Raw genomic sequence first — 20,542 nt, 5'->3', positions numbered from 1 at the left:
CAACATGAAGAGGCCCGCGACTAGACCGCCGGCCCCCTCATCTCAAAGTCCCTGCTCTGCGAATGGCACGGCCAGCGCCAGGGCCTGGTCCAGTGCAGCGACGTCGACGCCACCACCCTGGGCCATGTCCGGACGGCCACCGCCCTTGCCACCCACCGCCGCAGCGGCTTGTTTCATCAGATCGCCAGCCTTGAGTTGGCTGGAGAGGTCCTTGGTCACGCCGGCCACCAGCACGACCTTGCCCTCATGCTCGCTGCCCAGCAGGATCACTGCGTGGCCGAGCTTGTTCTTCAGCTGATCGACCAGCGCCAGCAGGGCCTTGCCGTCCTGCCCATCCAGGCGGGCGGCGAGCACCTTGGCGCCCTTGACCTCAACGGCCGCATTGGAGAGATCATCCCCGGCGGCGCTGGCGGCCTTGGCCTGCAGCTGTTCCAGCTGCTTCTCCAGCTGGCGGTTGCGCTCGAGCACAGCCGACAGCTTGTCGATCAGGTTGTCGCGGTTACCCTTCACCAGCTGCGCGGCTTCCTTGACCTGCTCTTCGGCAGCGTTCAGGTAGGCCAGCGCAGCAGCGCCGGTGACCGCTTCGATACGGCGCACGCCAGAGGCCACGCCGCCTTCGCTGATGATCTTGAACAGGCTGATGTCACCGGTGCGCTTGGCGTGGATACCGCCGCACAGCTCCACCGAGAAATCGCCGCCCATGCTCAGCACACGCACGGTGTCGCCGTACTTCTCGCCGAACAGCGCCATGGCACCCTTGGCCTTGGCGGTTTCGATGTCGGTCAGTTCGGTTTCCACCGCAGTGTTCTTGCGCACTTCGCGGTTGACGATGTCTTCCAGGGCCTTGATCTGCTCCGGTTTCACCGCCTCGAAGTGGCTGAAGTCGAAACGCAGGCGCTGGCTGTCGACCAACGAGCCTTTCTGCTGCACGTGCTCGCCCAGTACCTGGCGCAGCGCTTCGTGCAGCAGGTGGGTGGCGGAGTGGTTCAGCGAGGTGGCGTGCTGCACGTCGGCATCGACCTTGGCCTGGACCGGCGAACCGATCACCAGCGCACCGCTGGCAACCACGCCGTGGTGCAGGAAGGCACCACCGGTCTTGGTGGTGTCGCGCACGTCGAAGCGCGCAGCGCCAGCCTGCAGGTAGCCGGTGTCACCCACCTGGCCACCGGATTCGGCGTAGAACGGCGTGCGGTCGAGCACGACCACGCCCTGCTCGCCTTCACCCAGCTGGTCGACGGCCTGGCCGTCCTTGTACAGGGCGATGATCTTGCCCTGGCCTTCGGTGGCCTCGTAGCCGAGGAACTCGGTGGCGCTGTCGACCTTGACCAGGCTGTTGTAGTCCATGCCGAAGGCGCTGGCGGAACGGGCGCGCTCACGCTGGGCGTCCATCTCGCGCTCGAAGCCGGCTTCGTCGATGGTCAGCTCGCGCTCGCGGGCGATGTCGGCGGTCAGGTCCATCGGGAAGCCGTAGGTGTCGTACAGCTTGAACACCACGTCGCCCGGCACCACCTCGCCCTTCAGCTGGGCCAGGTCCTGCTCGAGGATGCGCAGGCCCTGCTCCAGGGTCTTGGCGAACTGTTCTTCTTCAGCCTTGAGCACGCGTTCGATGTGCGCCTGCTGGCTGTTCAGTTCCGGGAAGGCCTCGCCCATTTCGGCGACCAGCGCGGCAACGATCTGGTAGAAGAAGCTGCCTTTGGCGCCCAGCTTGTTACCGTGGCGGCAGGCGCGACGAATGATGCGGCGCAGCACGTAGCCACGGCCTTCGTTGGACGGTAGCACGCCGTCGGCGATCAGGAAGCCGCACGAACGGATGTGGTCGGCGACCACTTTCAGCGAGGCCTGGCCCTCATTGTCGCAACCGATGGCCTTGGCCGCGGCCGACAGCAGGTTCTGGAACAGGTCGATCTCGTAGTTCGAGTGCACGTGCTGCAGCACGGCGCTGACGCGCTCCAGGCCCATGCCGGTGTCTACCGACGGCGCTGGCAGCGGGTGCAGCACGCCGTCGGCGGTGCGGTTGAACTGCATGAAGACGTTGTTCCAGATCTCGATGTAGCGATCGCCGTCTTCTTCCGGCGAGCCGGGTGGGCCGCCCCAGATGTCCGGGCCGTGGTCGTAGAAGATCTCGGTGCACGGGCCGCACGGGCCGGTGTCGCCCATGGTCCAGAAGTTGTCGGAGGCGTACGGGGCGCCCTTGTTGTCGCCGATGCGCACCATGCGCTCGGCCGGCACGCCGACTTCCTTGGTCCAGATATCGTAGGCTTCGTCGTCAGTGGCGTAGACGGTGACCCAGAGCTTTTCCTTGGGCAGGTTCAGCCATTTTTCCGAAGTCAGGAAGGTCCAGGCGAAGGTGATCGCATCGCGCTTGAAATAGTCACCGAAGCTGAAGTTGCCCAGCATTTCGAAGAAGGTGTGGTGACGCGCGGTGTAACCGACGTTTTCCAGGTCGTTGTGCTTGCCGCCGGCGCGCACGCACTTCTGGCTGCTGACGGCACGCGTGTAGGCACGCTTCTCCGCACCGAGGAAGCAGTCCTTGAACTGGTTCATGCCGGCATTGGTGAACAGCAGGGTCGGGTCGTTGTTCGGGATCAGCGAACTGGAGGCGACTCGGGTATGTCCCTGCTCTTCGAAGAAGCGAAGGAAGGCTTCACGGATTTCTGCGCTTTTCATAGGTTCTTCCACGGAAACGGCGGCCGTTTGGGCTAATACGTCGAATCGACGAAACGACGGCAAAGGGCGCCATTATATCCAGCCTGAACGGGAGATACAGTGTGTTTGTACACCAGAACAGCAATCGGCGGATGAAAAGCCGTTCATGAGCACGGCCAGGGCGGAAAAGCAGACCTGCAGGCCCACCCATGCGGTACATAAGCAACACCTGACCCGCGCAGTGGAGCGGGATCCTGCCGACCCACCCTCGCTGCCGGAGCACTCCATGCCTGAGCTGAACCTCTCCAAACTCCACTCGGACCCGCATCCGCTACCCCACGGCATCATGCAGGCCAACCCGAAACCGATTTACTACATCGACGCACGGGAACCCGGCCACTCGCAAACCGCCTTCGACAATAACGAAGACAACCCTCGGCAGCAGACCGAGGTCAAGTACATCCAGGCCGACGAAAATGTGAGAATCACCCTCGAACGCGCCTATCCATTGGGGCGGCGTTATCGCCGCAGCACCCAGAACAGCGAGCTGCTGGTCTTCAACGTGGCCCCGCGTGCGCTGCGCGCGAATGAGCAGCAAAAGCGCGTACGTATCGCCCCGCGCGAATGCCTGCTGGAAGTGACCATCAACGATGCGGTATTCATGGTCGCCGCGCATACCGCCCAAGCCATCGCCATTCGCCTCACCGATGGCAATCACCACATCGTCATCGCCCCGGAGGTTAAGAAGACGGCGCTGATCGACATGATAGGGAGCGGCAACAGGATCGAGACCGGCGCAGGTATCGTCCACATCGATGCCCATACCGGCACGCACCAGATTGTGGTCGGTAGCGGACCGGTGCTGATCGACAAGGGCGACGCGGTCGTCAACGTCACGGGGCACCGCCTGCTTGGCAGCGAATCCTCCAGGGTCGAGCTCTACCGCGATACCGAAAACGATGCACGACTGGCCCGGCCCGTGACGGCCGAACATCAGGCCCAGGGCAATATCGGCGTGCGAGTGACGGGTAGCGACCCGTTCAGGCAAGCAGCACAGGATGCGCTGGAGCTGCTGCGCAAACTACCCTGCGGCCAGGCGCTGCTGGCGGCCCTGGATAAAAAGGCCGGGCAGTCCGGGACACCGATCAGCCTGATCGAAGCATCCAGACACCAATTCACGACCTATACACCCAGCGACCACGAAGAAGATGAAGACGAAGGCCACTTCATCATCGACGAAAACCAGAGTAGCTGGGGCTACAGCGGCGGCACCCTGGCATACAACCCAGGCTGGTCGACCGCAGCGCAACTGCCACTACTCGACCTGTATCGTTGCTTGTGCCAAGGCTGGAACTCGATGTCAGGCACCGTCTTTCCGGGCCAGACCGAGGTCCAAGGCAAAAACGGCGCTTACCCGGTGGACAACCTGCTGCTACAGAGCATCGGCTTACCCACCGATTGCAGGTTCACATTCGGCGGCAGCACCGCCCTGAACACCAACCCACCCGCCTTCACTGAGAACGGGCTACGTCAGGCGCTGCAACTGGAGCTGCGCACACAGCCGTGAGCTCAGTGCATCGGGGCCAGCTCAGCCTAGTCGCTGGCCGGAGTCAGGAACGATCAGAATCCCCGCCCTGAGGCCATTCTTGACCTTGGGGTTGGGGAAGATGATGCGCGCGCCCTCCTCCTCGACCACCCAGCGCGTCTCGGCCAGGTCTTCGGCCAGCAGGTAACCCTTGCTCAGCTCGGAAAAATTCTCGATGTCCGCCGGCAGGTGCAGGTGGAAGCTGTCGCTGTGCTTGATGATCTCGCGGGACACGCTGAACAGCTGCAAGCCATCCAGAGAGCCTTCGCCCTGTGGCTCGGTGTCTTCGATGATGTGAATCAGCCTCGCTTCCAGCTTGTCGAGGTTGACCAGCTCGTTCTGACCGAACGGGCGGGCCTTGCCCAACTCCAGGGTGAAGGCTTCGGCCTCCAGCTGCTCGTAGGTGAAGGCGCTGAAGGTGATGGAGGATTTGCTCTGCAGCAACACCGCCTCCATGCCCGCCGCCGCCAGGCGTGCCAGCTCGCGACGGGAATGCTTGCGCCCCTCTTTATAAGGGTACAAGGCGAACTGCTCGATCTTCGAGCCGCGGATGGCGGTATGCAGGTCGTAGTGCAGGCGGTTGCGCCCCGGCTTGCTGAAGAACACCCGGGCGAACTGTTCCAGCTCGGCGGCACGCAATGCCTCGAAGCCACTGGACAGCTCGTGGCGGCCGTTGAACAGGCGGTTGATGTCCTGCTCGATGAAGCGCTCGCCCTTGCGGATCGCTGCCGGGTTGCCGAACAGGAACAGCACCCGGGCCTTGGGCTTGATCTTGCCGTTGGCCACGCCATGCAGCAGCCGCTCGAGCAACTCGATCGGTGCCGTTTCGTTGCCGTGAATGCCGGCGGACAACAGCAAGTCCAGCCCGCAATCCTCATTTTCGGCCGGGCGCACTTCGAGCGCGCCCTCCCCCAGCCAACGCAAACGCGCGCCCTTGGGTGTCACTTGGGTCTTCTCGGCCGGTTCGTGATCGGTGAGGGTCAGCTCAAGCAATTTGCCAAGGGCGAGCATAGGTACTTCCTTAGTGGTGGTGGCCGCAGTCGGGGCCATGGACGTGATCGTCGTCTTCGCCGACCTCCGCCGGTTCCATTTCCAGCTGCAGGCTGACCAGGTTGGTGGCCATCGGGCGCAGCAGCAGGTTGGCGTACTCGGTGTCGTCTTCCTCGACATCCACGCCGATCAGCAGCTGGCCACGACCATCCTGCTGAATCCACACTTCCTTGCCTTGCCAGACCACGGCAAAGCGGGTGCAGGAAGTTTCCAGCTGGGTGCCGTCTTCATCTTCCAGGATAAGGCGCAGGGCGTCGGTCATTGCAAAGTCTCTCTTCAAGGTTGGCGTTGGAACGGATACACCGAGCCCAACTTCAGGATCTGGGTCAATTCGTCCAGTGCCGTACGGCATTCCACCAGCAACTGCGGGTCGGCCAGGTCCGCCTCGCCAAGGCGATCGCGGTAATGCTTGTCGACCCACAGCAGCAGGGTGTCGTACAGCGAGGCGGTCATGATAACGCCTTGGTTGACCGCTGCCAGTTCCGTTTCCTTCAACGCCACGCGCAAACGCAGGCACGCCGGCCCACCGCCGTTCTGCATGCTCTGCTTGAGGTCGAACACCTTGACCTCTTTCACCGCGCCGCCCTGGCTGGTCAACTGGCCCAAGTAGGCCCAGACCCGCTCGTTGTTGCGGCACTCTTCCGGCACCACCAACAGCATGGAGCCGTCGTCGCGGCTGAGCAGCTGGCTGTTGAACAGGTAGGAACGCACCGCGTCCTCCACCGTCACCGCTGCCCGCGGCACGCAGATGGCCTGGAAGTTGCCACCCTTGCTGGCCAGTTTAGCTCGCAGCTGGCCAAGTACCGCGTCGGTGTCGAGGAAAGCGTCCTCGTGATAGAACAGCACCTCGCCGTTACCCACCGCAATTACATCGTTATGGAACACGCCCTGGTCGATCACGGCCGGGTTCTGTTGAGCGTAGACCACGCCGTCTTCGCTCAGGCCATGCAGCCGGGCCACAGCCTGGGAAGCCTCCAGGGTTTGCCGGGCCGGGTACTTCTGCGGCGCCGGGTAGCGGCTGTCGAAGGCGCTGCGGCCGTAGACGAAGAACTCCACACCGGCCTCGCCATATGCACGGCAGAAACGCGTGTGGTTGGCCGCCCCCTCGTCACCGAACTGCGCCACGGCAGGCAGTGCCGCGTGGTGGGCAAAGTGCTTGTCGTTGCTGAACATGGCCCCCAGCACGCGGCTGGTGGTCGGGTGCTCGATGCTGCGGTGGTACTTGCAGTTGAGGTTGGCAGCAGTGAAGTGCACGCGGCCATCGGCTGTGTCGGCACTGGGGCTGACCGTGGCGGCGTTGGCCACCCACATGCTCGAGGCCGAGCAGCTGGCCACCAGCAATGGCATGGCCTCCTTGGCGGCGCGCTGGATCACTTCGGCATCGCTGCCGCTGAAGCCCAGGCGGCGCAGGGCGGCCACGTCGGGGCGCTCCTGCGGCGCCAGCACGCCCTGCTTGAAGCCCATGTCGGCCAGCGCTTTCATCTTCGCCAGGCCCTGACGCGCGGCTTCGCGCGGGTTGGAACCCTGCTGGCTGTTGCTCTGCGAAGCCACGTTGCCGTAGGACAGGCCGCCATAGTTGTGGGTAGGCCCCACCAGGCCATCAAAATTCACTTCATAGGATTTCATCGGCTAGGCTCCGTGACCTGTTGTTATAGGGTGACGCCCGGCGTCAGGGTTGCCGGCAAGGCAAGGCTGGCGGTCTCCAGCGAAGCCACGGGGTAAGCGCAGTAGTCCGCCGCGTAATAGGCGCTGGCGCGATGGTTGCCACTGGCGCCCACGCCGCCGAACGGTGCACTGCTGGCGGCACCGGTCAGTTGCTTGTTCCAGTTGACGATGCCAGCGCGGCTGCGCAGCCAGAAGTACTGGTAACGGGCGCGGGAGTCGGACAGCAAACCGGCAGCCAGGCCGTACTGGGTGTTGTTGGCCTCATCGATGGCGGCATCGAAGTCGGCATAGCGGATCACCTGCAGCAGCGGGCCGAAGAACTCTTCGTCCGGGCGCTCGGCCACAGCGGTTACATCGACAATGCCTGGGGTCAGCAGTGCGGCGTCGGCCTGCGGCTGGGTCATTTCCAGCAGCTTCACAGCACCCTTGGCGACCAGTTCGGCCTGGGCCGCAATCAGCGCCCGCGCCGCCTGCAGCGAGATCACCGAACCCATGAACGGCTCCGGCTGCTGGTCGAACGCACCGACCGTGATGGATCTGCTCACCTCGACCAGGCGCGCGATCAGCGTATCGCCCCAGTCGCCTTGCGGCACCAGCAGACGGCGGGCGCAGGTGCAGCGCTGGCCGGCGGAAATGAACGCCGACTGGATAATGGTGTACACCGCCGCATCGAGGTCCTTGACCTCATCCACCACCAGCGGGTTGTTGCCGCCCATTTCCAGGGCCAAAATTTTGTCCGGGCGGCCGGCGAACTGCTGGTGCAGCAGGTTGCCGGTGCGGCTGGAGCCGGTGAAGAACAAGCCATCGATACCCGGGTTGGCGGCCAGCGCCACACCAGTTTCGCGCGCGCCCTGCACCAGGTTGAGCACACCTGCCGGCAGCCCGGCGGCAATCCAGCAATTGACGGTCAGCTCGGCGACCTTGGGCGTCAGCTCACTGGGCTTGAACACCACGCAGTTGCCCGCCAGCAACGCTGGCACGATATGGCCGTTGGGCAGGTGGCCGGGGAAGTTGTAAGGGCCGAAAACCGCCACCACACCATGGGGCTTGTGCCGCAGCACGGCCGTGGCATCGGCCAGCGGGCCGCTCTTTTCGCCGGTGCGCTCGCGGTAGCTCTGCACCGAGATCGCTACTTTGTTGATCATGCTGGTGACTTCGGTCGCCGACTCCCACAGGGGCTTGCCGGTTTCCTCACCAATGCACTGGGCCATGGCTTCGGCATGCGCTTTCAGTTGCGTGGCGAACTTCTCCAGCAAATCGATACGCGCTTCCAGGCTCAATTGCGCCCAGGCCGGGAAGGCCTGACGGGCTGCCTGCACGGCGGCATCCACCTGGCTGGCGTCAGCACCCTGCCCCTCCCAGACGACGGCTTGCGTCACCGGGTTGAGCGACTGCAGGGTTTCGCCCTGGCCAACCTGCCAATTGCCTGCGATGTAATGCGTGGTCATTTACTGGGCCTCCCGGCTTGCCGACAGCGGCACGGCGCGCACGTTGTCGCCGGCGCCCATGCGCAGGCGCTTGGCGGTCAGGGGGTCGACCACCAGGGTACCGGCAGCCAGCCGCGCAGGTGCGGCCGTGATGCGGCAGTCGTCGCGCTTGCGGTTGTGGATGATGTAAGGCGTCGCGTCATCGCCCGGCGTGCCCACCGCCAGCACCAGGGTCTGGCTCTCGCGCACGGCGCGGATCTTGGAGGTGTCGCACTCGATGGCGGGGCCGGCGTCGAAGATGTCGACGTAGCCCTGGTAGTTGAAGCCTTCCTGCTTGAGCATCGCCAGCGCCGGCTCGGTGTCCTTGTGCACGCGGCCGATCACGTTGCGCGCCGCTTCGGACAGGAAGCAGGTGTACAGCGGGAACTTCGGCATGAGTTCGGCAATGAACGATTTGTTGCCCACGCCGGTGAGGTAGTCGGCCTGGCTGAACTCCATCTTGAAGAAGTGCCGGCCCAGGCTTTCCCAGAACGGCGAGCGGCCCTGCTCGTCGGACATGCCGCGCATTTCGGCGATGATCTTCTTGCCGAACAGCTCGGGGAACTCGGCGATGAACAGCATGCGCGCCCGCGACAGCAGGCGGCCGTTGAGGCCGGAGCGGTAGTCACTGCGCAGGAACAGCGAGCACAGCTCGGAGTTGCCGGTCAGGTCATTGGCCAGGAACAGGGTGGGGATTTCGCGGTAGATCTTCAGCTCCTGCGAGGCGCTGACGGTCAGGCCGACCCGGTAGTTGTACCAGGGCTCGCGCAGGCCGACGGCACCGGCGATGGCACTGATGCCCACCACCATGCCTTCGTCGTTTTCCAGCACGAACAGGTAGTCGGTGTCGCCACGCTCGGCTTCGCCACGGAAGCTCTTTTCCGCCCAGCCAACGCGATGCCCCAGGCGCTCTTCGTTGGCCGGCAGCGTGGTCAGCCCGGTGGTACCGGTGCTGCGTGCCAATTCGATCAACGCAGGCAAATCGCTGCTGCGTACAGGACGAACGATCATGCTATCTCCTTTTGCGGCGGCGGCGGCCGGCGCGAAACTCTTCTAACGCATCAATCCCGAAACGTCTGTTGCCAGACCTCAGACCGCAACCAGACGCACGCTGGCACCCTCGCCCACCCCCAGCGCCTCGGCGGCTGCCGGGCTCAGGCTGACCGGTTTGCCCGGCACCCAGTCCAGGTCCAGCAGTACCGCGCGGTAATCCTGCAACTGGCCGTTGCACACCAGGTACGGGCGCCCGCCCTTGACCGGGGTGTCCTCGAGCTTCACCGGCACCACCCGGCTCTGGGCGATGGAGCGGATACCCGAGGTACGCGCATGCAGGGTCGGGCCGCCATCGAAGATGTCGATGTAGTGCTCGGTCTCGAAGCCTTCGCGCATGAGGATGTCGAAGGTAATCTGCGCCCGCGGGTGCACCTGGCCCATGGCTTCCTGCGCCAGGTCAGGCAGCAGCGGCACGTAGATCGGGTAGTGCGGCATCAGTTCGGCGAGGAAAGTGCGGCTCTTCAGGCCGCACAGGCGCTCGGCGTGGGCATAGTTGAGGTCGAAGAAGTTGCGGCCGATGGCATCCCAGAACGGCGATTCACCCTGCTCGTCGCTGTAGCCGACGATCTCGGTCACCACCGAGTCGGCGAAACGCTCCGGGTGAGCGGCCATGAACAGCAGGCGGCCACGCGAATTGAGCTCGGCCCAGCCACTGTTCACCAGCTCCGGCAGCACATAGAAGCTGGTCAGCAGGCTGTTGCCGGTCAGGTCATGGCACAGCGACAACACGTGGATCTTGTTATGGATCTTCAGCTCGCGCGAGGCGTGCACGAAGGTCTCGTTACGAAAACTGTAGAACGGCTCGGAGTAGCCGGCCGAAGCGACGATGGCCGAGCAACCGGCCAACTTGCCGGTCTCGCTGTCCTCGAGCACGAAGAAGTAGCTTTCTTCACCGTTGAAGCTGACCTCGGCGGCGAAGGAAGTCTCGGATGCGGCGATCTTGTCGCCCAGGCGAGCGGTGTCGTCCGGCAGCGAGGTGACACCAATGGGGCTGTCTGCAGCCATGCGCTGCACTTCGTTCAGATCAGCCATTTGCGCGGGGCGCATCACCAGCATGGTGTCACTCCTTTGGAATACGGGCCGCTCACGGCGGCACGGAAAAACGGCAGGTGCACTGGCACCTGCACTGGAATCGGGTATCACCGGCCCGGTGCAGACTCGGGTTGAGCCTGCACCGGGGCCGGCGAAGGAACCGCAGGCGGATCAGCCCTTGGTCAGGGTGGCCACGGCGCGCTCGAAGCGGTCCAGGCCTTCGTCGATGTCGGCGTCTTCAACCACCAGGCTTGGCGCGAAGCGGACCACGTCCGGGCCGGCCTGCAGCACCATCACGCCTTCTTTCTCGGCGGCGTTGAGCACGTCCTTGGCCTTGCCTTTCCAGGCCTCGGTCAGCACGCAGCCCAGCAGCAGGCCAACGCCACGCACCTGGCTGAACAGGTTGTACTTCTGGCCGATCTGCTCCAGGCGGACCTTGAAGCGCTCATGCTTGGCCTTGATGCCGGCCAGGGTTTCCGGGGTGTTGACCACGTCCAGCACCGCGCAGGCAACGGCGCAGCCCAGCGGGTTGCCGCCGTAGGTGGTGCCGTGGGTGCCGACGGCCAGGTGCTTGGCCAGCTCGGTGGTGGTCAGCATGGCACCGATCGGGAAACCGCCGCCCAGGCTCTTGGCGCTGGTCAGGATGTCCGGGGTAACGCCGTAGTGCTGGTAGGCATACAGCGAACCGGTACGGCCAACGCCGGTCTGCACTTCGTCGAAGATCAGCAGGGCGTTGTGTTCGTCACACAGTTTGCGTGCGCCTTCCAGGTAGGCCTTGTCGGCCGGCACCACGCCGCTCTCGCCCTGGATTGGCTCGATCACCACGGCGCAGGTCTTGTCGGAAATCTGTGCCTTCAGCGCTTCCAGGTCGTTGTACGGCACATGGCTGATGCCGGTGATCTTCGGGCCGAAGCCATCGGAGTACTTCGGCTGGCCACCGACGCTTACGGTGAACAGGGTACGGCCGTGGAAGCTGTTCACGGTGGCGATGATTTCGTGCTTTTCCGGGCCGAAGCGGTCGTGGGCAACGCGACGGGCCAGCTTGAAAGCGGCCTCGTTGGACTCGGCGCCGGAGTTGCAGAAGAACGCACGGTCGGCAAAGGTGGCGTCCACCAGCTTGTGGGCCAGGCGCAGGGCCGGCTCGTTGGTGAACACGTTGGATACGTGCCAGAGGGTGTTGGCTTGCTCGGTCAGGGCCTTGACCAGTGCCGGGTGGCAGTGGCCCAGGGCGTTGACCGCGATGCCACCGGCAAAGTCGATCAATTCGCGACCCGACTGGTCCCAGACGCGGGAACCCTCGCCTCGCACAGGAATGAAGGCCGCCGGAGAATAGTTGGGGACCATGACCTGGTCGAAATCGGCACGTTGCACCGGGGCTTGCTCAACGGACATCTGAGTCTCCTGAAGAGGAACGCTGGCCTGGAAGTGGCGAGCGATGGGGGGATTGTAAGGACTGATCCGCGCCTGTCCTTGCGGCCAAGCGACAACTTGTTACAGCGCAAAACCCAGTTTTGACAAGGCTTTCGGCAATGCGACAAACACTGTCGCAATCGCGCAGTGTACGGGAGAGAGGGGGCTGGGTGAACGGGTGTACACATATAGAAGCGTGGTTGCCTGTACCGGCCGATTCGCGGGCTCACCCGCTCCCACAAGTGCCCCGTAACCATCAAGGCCTGTGGTGATCCTGTGGGAGCTGGCTTGCCGGCGATAGGGCCAGTACAGACTACAGGGCAATCAGCCTTTTTCGGCAGGCGCCGAGCTCAGTTCGAACGGGCTGCTGCTACGCCGCTGGTTGCGATCCTCCCGCGGCGTTGCGCCAAAGAAGTTGCGGTAGGCACTGGAAAAATGCGGCCCCGACGAGAAGCCGCAGGACAGCCCGATCTGGATGATCGACTTGCTGGTCTGCATCAGCATCTGCCGCGCCTTGTTCAGCCGCAGCTCCAGGTAGTACTGGCTCGGCACGCGGTTCAGGTACTGCTTGAAGATACGCTCCAGCTGCCGGCGCGAAACGCACACGTGCTGGGCAATTTCGTCGGTGGTCAGCGGCTCTTCGATGTTGGCCTCCATCAGCAGCACCGCCTGGGTCAGCTTGGGATGGCTGGAGCCCAGGCGGTTCTGCAGCGGAATGCGCTGGCGCTCGCCACCCTCGCGGATGCGCTCGACCACCAGTTCCTCCGACACTGCCCCGGCCAGCTCCGCCCCGTGGTCACGGGCCAGCACCGCCAGCAGCAGGTCGGTCACGGCCATGCCGCCACATGCAGTCAGGCGATCGCGATCCCAGTCGAACAGGTGACTGGTGGCGATGACCTTGGGGAAGCGCTCGGCAAAATCATCCTGCCAGCGCCAGTGCACCGCAGCCCGGTAACCGTCGAGCAGGCCCAGCATCGCCAAGGGGTAGACCCCAGCCGACAGGCCGCCGATCATGCAGCCACTGCGCGCCAGTTGCTTGAGCGCCGCCGACAACGCAGCCCCCACCGCCGGCGGCTGCTCGTCAGCCAACAGGAACAGCTTTTGGCACCCCTCAAGGCGGCCGTTCCACGGCTCGCCCGGCAGGCGCCAGCTGCCCTCTTGCGCCGGCTCCGCCTGCAGGAAGACCAGCTCGTAGGCCACCTCCGGGTGCACCCGCTGCGCCACCTGCAACACTTCCTCGGCCAGCGCCAGGGTCAAGGGCCGGGTGCTGGGCCAGATGAGAAAACCGATTCGCTGGGTGGTCATAGGGTGCGGTCCGAAACCTGAGGTCGTTCGAGTCTGTGCGCCGGGTCAGGCTGCGCTCGCCGCGCAGCATGCCCTATTCTGGTGCAAAATTGCAGTTTTTACTTCAGGCTGCCGGAGAGGAACTGCTTCAGGCGCTCCGACTGCGGGTTGGCCAGCACTTCGCGCGGGCAGCCGGTTTCTTCCACCAGACCCTTGTGCAGGAACACCAGCTGGTTGGACACCTCACGGGCAAAACCCATTTCGTGGGTCACCACCACCATGGTGCGGCCTTCCTGGGCCAGCGCCTGCATCACCTTGAGCACATCGCCCACCAGTTCCGGGTCCAGCGCCGAGGTCGGCTCGTCGAACAGCATCACCTCCGGCTCCATGGCCAGCGCCCGGGCAATTGCCACACGCTGCTGCTCGCCGCCGGACATGTGCCCCGGGAAGGCGTCCTTGCGATGAGCGACACCCACCTTGGCCAGGTAGTGCTCGGCCTTTTCCAGGGCTTCCTTGCGGTTCACGCCCAGCACGTGCACCGGCGCCTCGATGATGTTTTCCAGCGCTGTCATGTGCGACCACAGGTTGAAGTGCTGGAAAACCATCGACAGGCGCGAGCGCATGCGCTGCAGCTGACGCGGGTCGGCGGCCTTGAGCGCGCCGTCCTTGCCCGGTACCAGCTTCAACTCTTCGTTGTTGAGCAGGATCTTGCCGGCGTGCGGTTGCTCCAGCAGGTTGATGCAGCGCAGGAAGGTCGACTTGCCCGAACCGCTGGAGCCGATGATGCTGATGACATCGCCTGCCTTGGCCGACAGGGACACGCCCTTGAGCACTTCATGGCTGCCGTAGCGCTTGTGCAGGTCTTGGACTTCGAGTTTGTACATGCTGTCGATTCTCACAAAGCGGTCAGTGCTTGCGCGGCGCCAGGTAGCCGAGCCAGCGGCGTTCGGCCATCTTGAACAGGCGCACCAGGATGAAGGTCAGGCACAGGTAGAACACGCCCGCCGTGATATAGGCCTCGAAAGGCAGGTAGTACTGGGCATTGACCGTGCGCGCAGCGCCAGTGATGTCGATCAGGGTGACGATCGACGCCAGGCTGGTGGTCTGCAGCATCATGATCACTTCGTTGCTGTACTGCGGCAGCGCCCGGCGCAGGGCCGACGGCAGCAGGATGCGCCGGTACATCTTCATGCGCGACATGCCCATGGCCTTGGCCGCCTCGATTTCGCCATGGGGCGTGGCCTTGAGGCTGCCAGCGATGATTTCGGCGGTGTAGGCACTGGTGTTGATGCCGAACGCCAGGCAGGCGCAGAAGGTAGCGCTGGACAGCAGCGGCCACAGGAAGCTTTCGCGCACCGCCTCGAACTGCGCCAGGCCGTAGTAGATCAGGAACAGCTGCACCAGCATCGGCGTGCCGCGGATCACGTAGGTGTACAGCCACGCCACGAGATTGACCGCTGGCTGCTTGGACACCCGCATCAGGCCCAGCGGAATGGCCGCCAGCAGCCCGAAGAACAGCGAAATCGCCAGCAGCTTGAGGGTGGTCAGCAGGCCGCCGAAGTACATCGGCAGTGCCTCCCAGACGACGTTGTAGTCGAAGATCATAGTTCAGCCACCTTGACGCCCACCGAGTAGCGGCGCTCGAGATACTTCAGGGCCAGCAGCGAGATGCTGGTCAGCACCAGGTACAGGGCCGCCACCGCCAGGAAGAAGGTGAAAGGCTCGCGGGTGGCGTCGGCCGCCTGCTTGGCCTTGAACATCATGTCCTGCAGGCCCACTACCGAAATCAGCGCGGTGGCCTTGGTCAGCACCAGCCAGTTGTTGGTGAAGCCCGGGATCGCCAGGCGAATCATTTGCGGCACCTGGATGCGGAAGAACACCTGGCGGTTGCTCATGCCATACGCCACGCCCGCTTCGGCCTGGCCTTTCGGAATACCGAGGAACGCACCGCGGAAGGTTTCCGACAGGTAGGCACCAAAGATGAAGCCCAGGGTACCGATACCCGCGATCAGCGGATTCAGGTCGATGTAGTCTTCATAACCGAGCAGCGGCGCAACGCGGTTGATGATGTCCTGTCCGCCGTAGAAGATCAGCAGGATCAGGACCAGGTCCGGAATACCACGAATCACCGTGGAATACAGATCGCCCAGCCAGGCCAGCCAGCGCACCGGCGACAAGCGCAGCGCCACACCGATCAGGCCGAGCACGATGGCCAGGGCCATCGACGACAGGGCGAGCTGAAGCGTCAGCCACGCCCCGTCGAGGATGACTGCCCCGTAGCCTTTCAACATGATGAGGTCCTCGACCTAGAGAATGAAAAATGGTGCAAACCTCAGAGCCTCTGCTGTTTGCACCATTGCACAGGTGAAACCCGACGTCTTAGTTCGAGTCTGGACCGTAGATGTCGAAGTTGAAGTACTTCTTCTCGATTTCTTTGTACTTGCCGTTGGCACGGATGGCATCGATGGCAGCGTTGATGCGGTCGACGTTGGCCTTGTCACCCTTGCGCACGGCAATACCGATGCCGTCACCGAAGTACTTGGCGTCGGTGAAGGACGGGCCTACGAAGGCGAAGCCCTTGCCGGCGTCGGTCTTGAGGAAGCCGTCTTCCAGCAGGGTGGCGTCAGCCACGGTGCCATCGAGGCGGCCAGCTGCCACGTCCAGGTAGATTTCGTTCTGGGTGCCGTAAGGAACCACGGTGGCACCTTTGGCGCCCAGCACTTCCTTGGCGAAGCGGTCGTGGATCGAACCGCGCTGCACACCAATCTTCTTGCCCTTGAGCTCATCCAGGCTGTCGCTGACGGCGGTACCTTCCTTCATCACCAGGCGCGCCGGGGTCAGGTAGTAGCGCTTGGTGAAGTCGACCGATTTCTTGCGGTCTTCGGTGATCGACATGGACGACAGGATGGCGTCGATCTTGCGCACTTTCAGCGCCGGGATCAGGCCGTCGAACTCCTGCTCGACCCAGGTGCACTTGGCTTTCATCTCTTCGCACAGGGCGTTGCCGATGTCGTAGTCAAAACCGGCAATGCTGCCGTCTGGCTGCTTGAAGGCGAAGGGTGGGTAAGCGGCTTCGATGCCGATTTTCAGCGGTTTTTCATCGGCCTGCGACACCAGGGAAAACACGGACAGCGCCAGGGCGCCAAGCAGTGCGAGCTTCTTCATCAGGTAACTCCATCGGTACGGAGCAATACAAGGCAGGTAACGGCTGCCCGATATGCGAATGGGTACAACGCGAGCCGCGCAGGGTTCGACCAAGGTCGCAGACCACGAGCGAGTGATTGGCATTTTAACGACAGCCCGGTAGTCGATATTTCTTCAAAGCGACAACTACTTACAGAAGCGCTTGAAACGGCAGCGGGCGATGTTGACAGCCATTGCAAAATATGCAAGAGCGCAAGAAATAGAACCTATAGTACTAGCAATTCCCGGGCCTATTATTGGCAAAGCCTTGTATTACGGCAAGTGCAGCGTGCCGTGTCGCAAAAAAGGCTGCGAAAACGCACTGAAACAGGCCGGATTTGTTTCCTGGCGCCCCGATATTGTGCGGCGCCGGTGACAGAACAGTTACCGATGAATGTCGGGTAACAGTAAAGCAAAAAACCCCGCCGGTTGCCCGGGCGGGGTTTTGTTGGCGGCACACGCCCCTGCAGGAGCGGCCTTGTGTGGGAGCGGGCGTGCCCGCGAAGCAGGCGGCGCGGTGGATGGCACCGGCTGCGCCGGTGTTCGCGGGCATGCCCGCTCCCACTCAAAGCGGCGCCTACAGGGGCCGCGCCCTGCTTCGCTATCAGGCCGAAGCCAGGCTCATGGCCTTGTGGGTATCGATCAGGTGCTGCACCACACCCGGGTCGGCCAGGGTCGAGATATCGCCCAGGGCATCGTACTCACCCGTGGCAATCTTGCGCAGGATGCGGCGCATGATCTTGCCCGACCGGGTCTTCGGCAGCCCCGGCGCCCACTGGATCACATCCGGCGAGGCGATCGGGCCGATTTCCTTGCGCACCCAGTTTTTCAGCTCCAGGCGCAGCTGCTCGCTGGCCTCGATACCGGCGTTGAGGGTGACATACACATAGATGCCCTGCCCCTTGATGTCGTGCGGCACACCCACCACCGCGGCCTCGGCCACTTTCGCATGCGCCACCATGGCACTTTCGATCTCGGCAGTACCCATGCGGTGACCGGACACGTTCAGCACGTCATCCACGCGGCCGGTGATCCAGTAGTAGCCATCCTCGTCGCGGCGCGCACCGTCACCGGTGAAGTACATGCCACGGAAGGTCTTGAAGTAGGTATCGACGAAACGGTCGTGGTCGCCGTACAGCGAACGCGACTGGCCCGGCCAGGAATCGAGGATCACCAGGTTGCCTTCGGCAGCGCCCTCGATCAGGTTGCCCAGGTTGTCCACCAGCGCCGGCACCACGCCGAAGAACGGGCGGGTTGCCGAGCCCGGCTTGAGGCCGGTGGCGCCCGGCAGCGGGCTGATCAGGATGCCTCCGGTCTCGGTCTGCCACCAGGTGTCGACGATCGGGCAACGCTCCTTGCCCACGGTCTTGTAGTACCAGTTCCAGGCTTCGGGGTTGATCGGCTCACCCACCGAGCCCAGCAGGCGCAGGCTGGAGCCATCGGCACCTTCAACAGCAGCCTGCCCTTCGGCCATCATCGCGCGGATGGCGGTTGGCGCGGTGTACAGGATGTTGACCTTGTGCTTGTCGACGATCTTCGACACGCGGGTGATGTCGGGGTAATTCGGCACGCCTTCGAACAGCAGGGTGGTGGCGCCGTTGGCCAGCGGGCCGTAGACGATGTAGCTGTGGCCGGTGACCCAACCCACGTCGGCGGTGCACCAGTACACCTCGCCCGGGCGATAGTCGAACACGCGCTCATGGGTCAGCGCGGCGTATACCAGGTAGCCGCCGGTGGTGTGCAGCACGCCCTTCGGCTTGCCGGTGGAGCCGGAGGTATAAAGGATGAACAGCGCTTCCTCGGCACCCATCTCTTTCGGCGCGCAGTGGCTGGAGGCGACTTTCATCAGGTCTTCGTACCAGATGTCGCGGTGCTGGTGCCAGGCAATGTCGCCACCGGTGCGCTTGCACACGATGATCTTCTGCACGCTGTTGGTTTCAGGGTTGGTCAGCGCCAGGTCGACGTTGGCCTTGAGCGGGGTACGCCGGCCACCGCGCACGCCTTCGTCGGCGGTAATCACGACCTTGGACTTGCAGTCGATGATACGGCCGGCCAGCGCCTCGGGCGAGAAGCCGCCGAACACCACCGAATGGATCGCACCGATACGGGCACAGGCCAGCATGGCGACTACGGCCTCGGGGATCATCGGCATATAGATGGTGACCACGTCACCCCGGTGCACATCCTGGCCACGCAGGGCGTTGGCGAACTTGCAGACCTGCTCGTGCAGTTCGCGGTAGGTGATGTTGCGGTGTTCGGAAGGGTCGTCGCCTTCCCAGATGATGGCCAGCTGGTCGCCGCGCTCTTCGAGGTGGCGGTCCAGGCAGTTGGAGGAAACGTTCAGAGTGCCGTCGGCGAACCATTTGATATCGACGTGGTGGTCGTCGAAGGAGGTCTGCTTGACCTTGGTGAACGGCTTGATCCAGTCGATGCGCTGGGCCTGCTCGCGCCAGAAGCCGTCCGGGTTGATCACCGACTGCTGGTACATGGCCTTGTAGGTGGCCTCGTCGGTCAGGGTGGTGGCCGCAACCTCGGGACGAACGGGATACAGTGGAGCCGCACTCATCTGTGTTACCTCGGTGTAATAGTTGTTTTTGTATGGAACCGTTTGTAACTGTACCAGAGCGACAAAAGCCATTCGACGTTGGTAGTAATTTGGTACGCCCGTCCAGACAAAGCGCTCTGGCACGCACCTTACAGCCATGGCGAGGAAAGAATGGGGCCGTTTACCAGAGGATTGTTACAGATTCTGTCAAAACACTTTATCAAAAGACCCACTGTTTCGGCCTTGGCCCCAGCCATAAAATTCACCTCGCCAGCAACGGCAAGGCGATTAACAACTGGTAACAGCCCCCACGAAGGCAAACGTTAATCCCCATCAAACCCGATAGTTAAAACTAGCAATACTCGCGGCGCCATAAGCGCCGCGTGCCCCCTCACGACCTTAGACAGGTAAATTGAAAATGAAAGCTTTACTGGTATTGGTACTTGGCAGTCTTTGCGGCGCGGCGATGGCCGGCGAAGCCAAAGATGCCGAGCAGATTCCGGTTGAACAGTACAGTTACTCGCAGCACCTGGACATTGCCCGCGTCATTTCCATGAGCGAAGTGCCCAATGTGTGCGAAGTCGTGCCAGCCCGCATGACCTACGAGGACTCCAAGGGCCAGAAGCACATTCTCGAATACCGCGTGATGGGGAACGGCTGCTCGAACGGCTGATACCTTGTGAATTGGGGGCCCTGCGGGCCCCATTCGCGGGNNAAGCCTGCGAAGAATATTGCACCTGATTAACAGGTTATTGACCAACCGCTTATTAATCTACCGACTTGCCCAACGAATAATCCCTCAACTTGTTGGCAATAGTCGTATGCGAAACACCCAGTCTTTTACCTAAAGCCCGACTACTCGGGAATTCCCCCATCAAACTTTCCAGCACCGCTTTTTCAAAGCGCCCGACAATCTGCGAAAGATCCCCCTCCAGCGAAAACTCACCCAGCGGTTGGCGCACGCCGTAATCCGGCAAACGTATATGTTCACTTTTGACCACGCCGCCTTCGCATAACGAAACCGCCTGGAACAACACGTTTTCCAACTGCCTTACATTACCCGGCCAATGATACTGGCCAAGTTTGTCCATCGCCGCCGGCGCCAGGCGCGGCATGGCGCAGCCAATCTGTCGGCTGGCCTGGTCGAGAAAGTGCTGAACCAGCCCTTCCAGGCCATCCATGCATTCGCGCAATGGCGGAATGTGCAGCGACAACACATTGAGCCGGTGATACAGGTCCTGACGAAACTCGCCACGGGCACACAATTCGGACAAATCCACCTGGGTCGCGCAGATCACCCGCACATCCAGGTACACCTCTTCATCGCTGCCGACACGACGGAAACAGCCATCCTGCAGAAAACGCAGCAGCTTCACCTGCAGGCGCGGGCTCATCTCCCCTACCCCATCAAGAAACAGCGTGCCACCGGCGGTCAGCTCCAGCAGCCCCAGCTTGCCCTCGGCCCGTGCCCCTTCGAATGCCCCGGGCCCGTAACCGAACAGTTCGGTCTCGGCCATCGACTCGGGCAACCCGGCGCAGTTGAGCGCCATCAACGGCGACTGGCCGCGCGGGCTTGCCAGGTGGCAGGCACGCGCCAGCAACTCCTTGCCGGTGCCGGTCTCG

Annotated in this window: 17 protein-coding genes; 2 read left to right on the top strand and 15 right to left on the bottom strand. The window is 63.1% G+C overall.

Annotated elements, in window-relative coordinates:
• Positions 1-42: 42 nt before the first annotated feature.
• Complete coding sequence (gene alaS, locus B2790_RS20535; RefSeq protein ID WP_075045957.1) at positions 43-2,667, bottom strand: alanine--tRNA ligase; 2,625 nt, start codon at positions 2,665-2,667, stop codon at positions 43-45.
• Positions 2,668-2,932: 265 nt separating this feature from the next.
• Between alaS and B2790_RS20530 the strand changes: the two genes are divergently transcribed.
• On the top strand, positions 2,933-4,213 hold the full coding sequence (locus tag B2790_RS20530; protein ID WP_286919631.1) for a M91 family zinc metallopeptidase: 1,281 nt from the start codon (positions 2,933-2,935) through the stop codon (positions 4,211-4,213).
• Positions 4,214-4,234: 21 nt separating this feature from the next.
• On the opposite strand, the gene astE is transcribed toward B2790_RS20530, so the two are convergent.
• The 13 genes from astE to acs form a co-directional block, all read right to left on the bottom strand.
• Positions 4,235-5,242 carry a succinylglutamate desuccinylase gene (astE, locus tag B2790_RS20525; RefSeq protein ID WP_075045959.1) on the bottom strand — a complete coding sequence of 336 codons (1,008 nt, stop codon included), beginning with the start codon at positions 5,240-5,242 and terminating at the stop codon, positions 4,235-4,237.
• A gap of 10 nt (positions 5,243-5,252) precedes the next feature.
• A complete protein-coding gene (locus tag B2790_RS20520; protein ID WP_003256592.1) occupies positions 5,253-5,543 on the bottom strand; it encodes a topoisomerase II in 291 nt (96 codons plus the stop codon).
• 14 nt (positions 5,544-5,557) lie between these two features.
• Positions 5,558-6,907, bottom strand: coding sequence for an N-succinylarginine dihydrolase (astB, locus tag B2790_RS20515; RefSeq protein ID WP_286919630.1), 1,350 nt, complete (start codon positions 6,905-6,907; stop codon positions 5,558-5,560).
• A gap of 23 nt (positions 6,908-6,930) precedes the next feature.
• The gene (gene astD / locus B2790_RS20510) at positions 6,931-8,394 is read right to left on the bottom strand and encodes a succinylglutamate-semialdehyde dehydrogenase (RefSeq protein WP_286919629.1); all 1,464 of its coding nucleotides are present in this window, start codon (positions 8,392-8,394) and stop codon (positions 6,931-6,933) included.
• Positions 8,395-9,423 carry an arginine N-succinyltransferase gene (gene astA / locus B2790_RS20505; RefSeq protein WP_085589092.1) on the bottom strand — a complete coding sequence of 343 codons (1,029 nt, stop codon included), beginning with the start codon at positions 9,421-9,423 and terminating at the stop codon, positions 8,395-8,397. It abuts the gene before it with no gap.
• Between the two features lie 78 nt (positions 9,424-9,501).
• Positions 9,502-10,521, bottom strand: a complete 1,020-nt coding sequence (aruF, locus tag B2790_RS20500; protein WP_075045963.1) for an arginine/ornithine succinyltransferase subunit alpha — start codon at positions 10,519-10,521, stop codon at positions 9,502-9,504.
• Positions 10,522-10,668: 147 nt separating this feature from the next.
• Entirely contained in the window at positions 10,669-11,889 is a 1,221-nt protein-coding gene (locus B2790_RS20495; RefSeq protein WP_013973653.1) for an aspartate aminotransferase family protein, read from the bottom strand.
• 342 nt (positions 11,890-12,231) lie between these two features.
• Entirely contained in the window at positions 12,232-13,212 is a 981-nt protein-coding gene (argR, locus tag B2790_RS20490; protein WP_075045964.1) for a transcriptional regulator ArgR, read from the bottom strand.
• A gap of 98 nt (positions 13,213-13,310) precedes the next feature.
• On the bottom strand, positions 13,311-14,075 hold the full coding sequence (locus tag B2790_RS20485; protein ID WP_025340127.1) for an ABC transporter ATP-binding protein: 765 nt from the start codon (positions 14,073-14,075) through the stop codon (positions 13,311-13,313).
• Between the two features lie 22 nt (positions 14,076-14,097).
• Complete coding sequence (locus tag B2790_RS20480; RefSeq protein WP_003260115.1) at positions 14,098-14,796, bottom strand: ABC transporter permease; 699 nt, start codon at positions 14,794-14,796, stop codon at positions 14,098-14,100.
• Positions 14,793-15,482, bottom strand: coding sequence for an ABC transporter permease (locus B2790_RS20475; protein ID WP_003260113.1), 690 nt, complete (start codon positions 15,480-15,482; stop codon positions 14,793-14,795). The genes B2790_RS20480 and B2790_RS20475 overlap by 4 nt, the downstream gene beginning before the upstream one ends.
• Positions 15,483-15,570: 88 nt before the next feature.
• Entirely contained in the window at positions 15,571-16,356 is a 786-nt protein-coding gene (locus B2790_RS20470) for an ABC transporter substrate-binding protein (protein ID WP_075045965.1), read from the bottom strand.
• A 622-nt stretch (positions 16,357-16,978) separates the two neighbouring features.
• Positions 16,979-18,940 carry an acetate--CoA ligase gene (acs, locus tag B2790_RS20465; RefSeq protein ID WP_015271271.1) on the bottom strand — a complete coding sequence of 654 codons (1,962 nt, stop codon included), beginning with the start codon at positions 18,938-18,940 and terminating at the stop codon, positions 16,979-16,981.
• Positions 18,941-19,337: 397 nt separating this feature from the next.
• Between acs and B2790_RS20460 the strand changes: the two genes are divergently transcribed.
• Complete coding sequence (locus tag B2790_RS20460) at positions 19,338-19,592, top strand: DUF2790 domain-containing protein (protein ID WP_003260110.1); 255 nt, start codon at positions 19,338-19,340, stop codon at positions 19,590-19,592.
• 94 nt (positions 19,593-19,686) lie between these two features.
• Here B2790_RS20460 and B2790_RS20455 read toward each other — a convergent pair.
• Positions 19,687-20,542, bottom strand: an 856-nt coding sequence (locus B2790_RS20455) for a sigma 54-interacting transcriptional regulator (RefSeq protein ID WP_286919628.1), incomplete at its 5' end; no start/stop codon positions are given.

Origin of the sequence: Pseudomonas sp. UBA6753 (genome assembly GCF_002453565.1) — a bacterium.
Classification (GTDB): domain Bacteria; phylum Pseudomonadota; class Gammaproteobacteria; order Pseudomonadales; family Pseudomonadaceae; genus Aquipseudomonas; species Aquipseudomonas putida_Z.
Note: the sequence above shows the minus strand (reverse complement) of the source record. Positions and strands in the feature narration are given on the sequence as shown.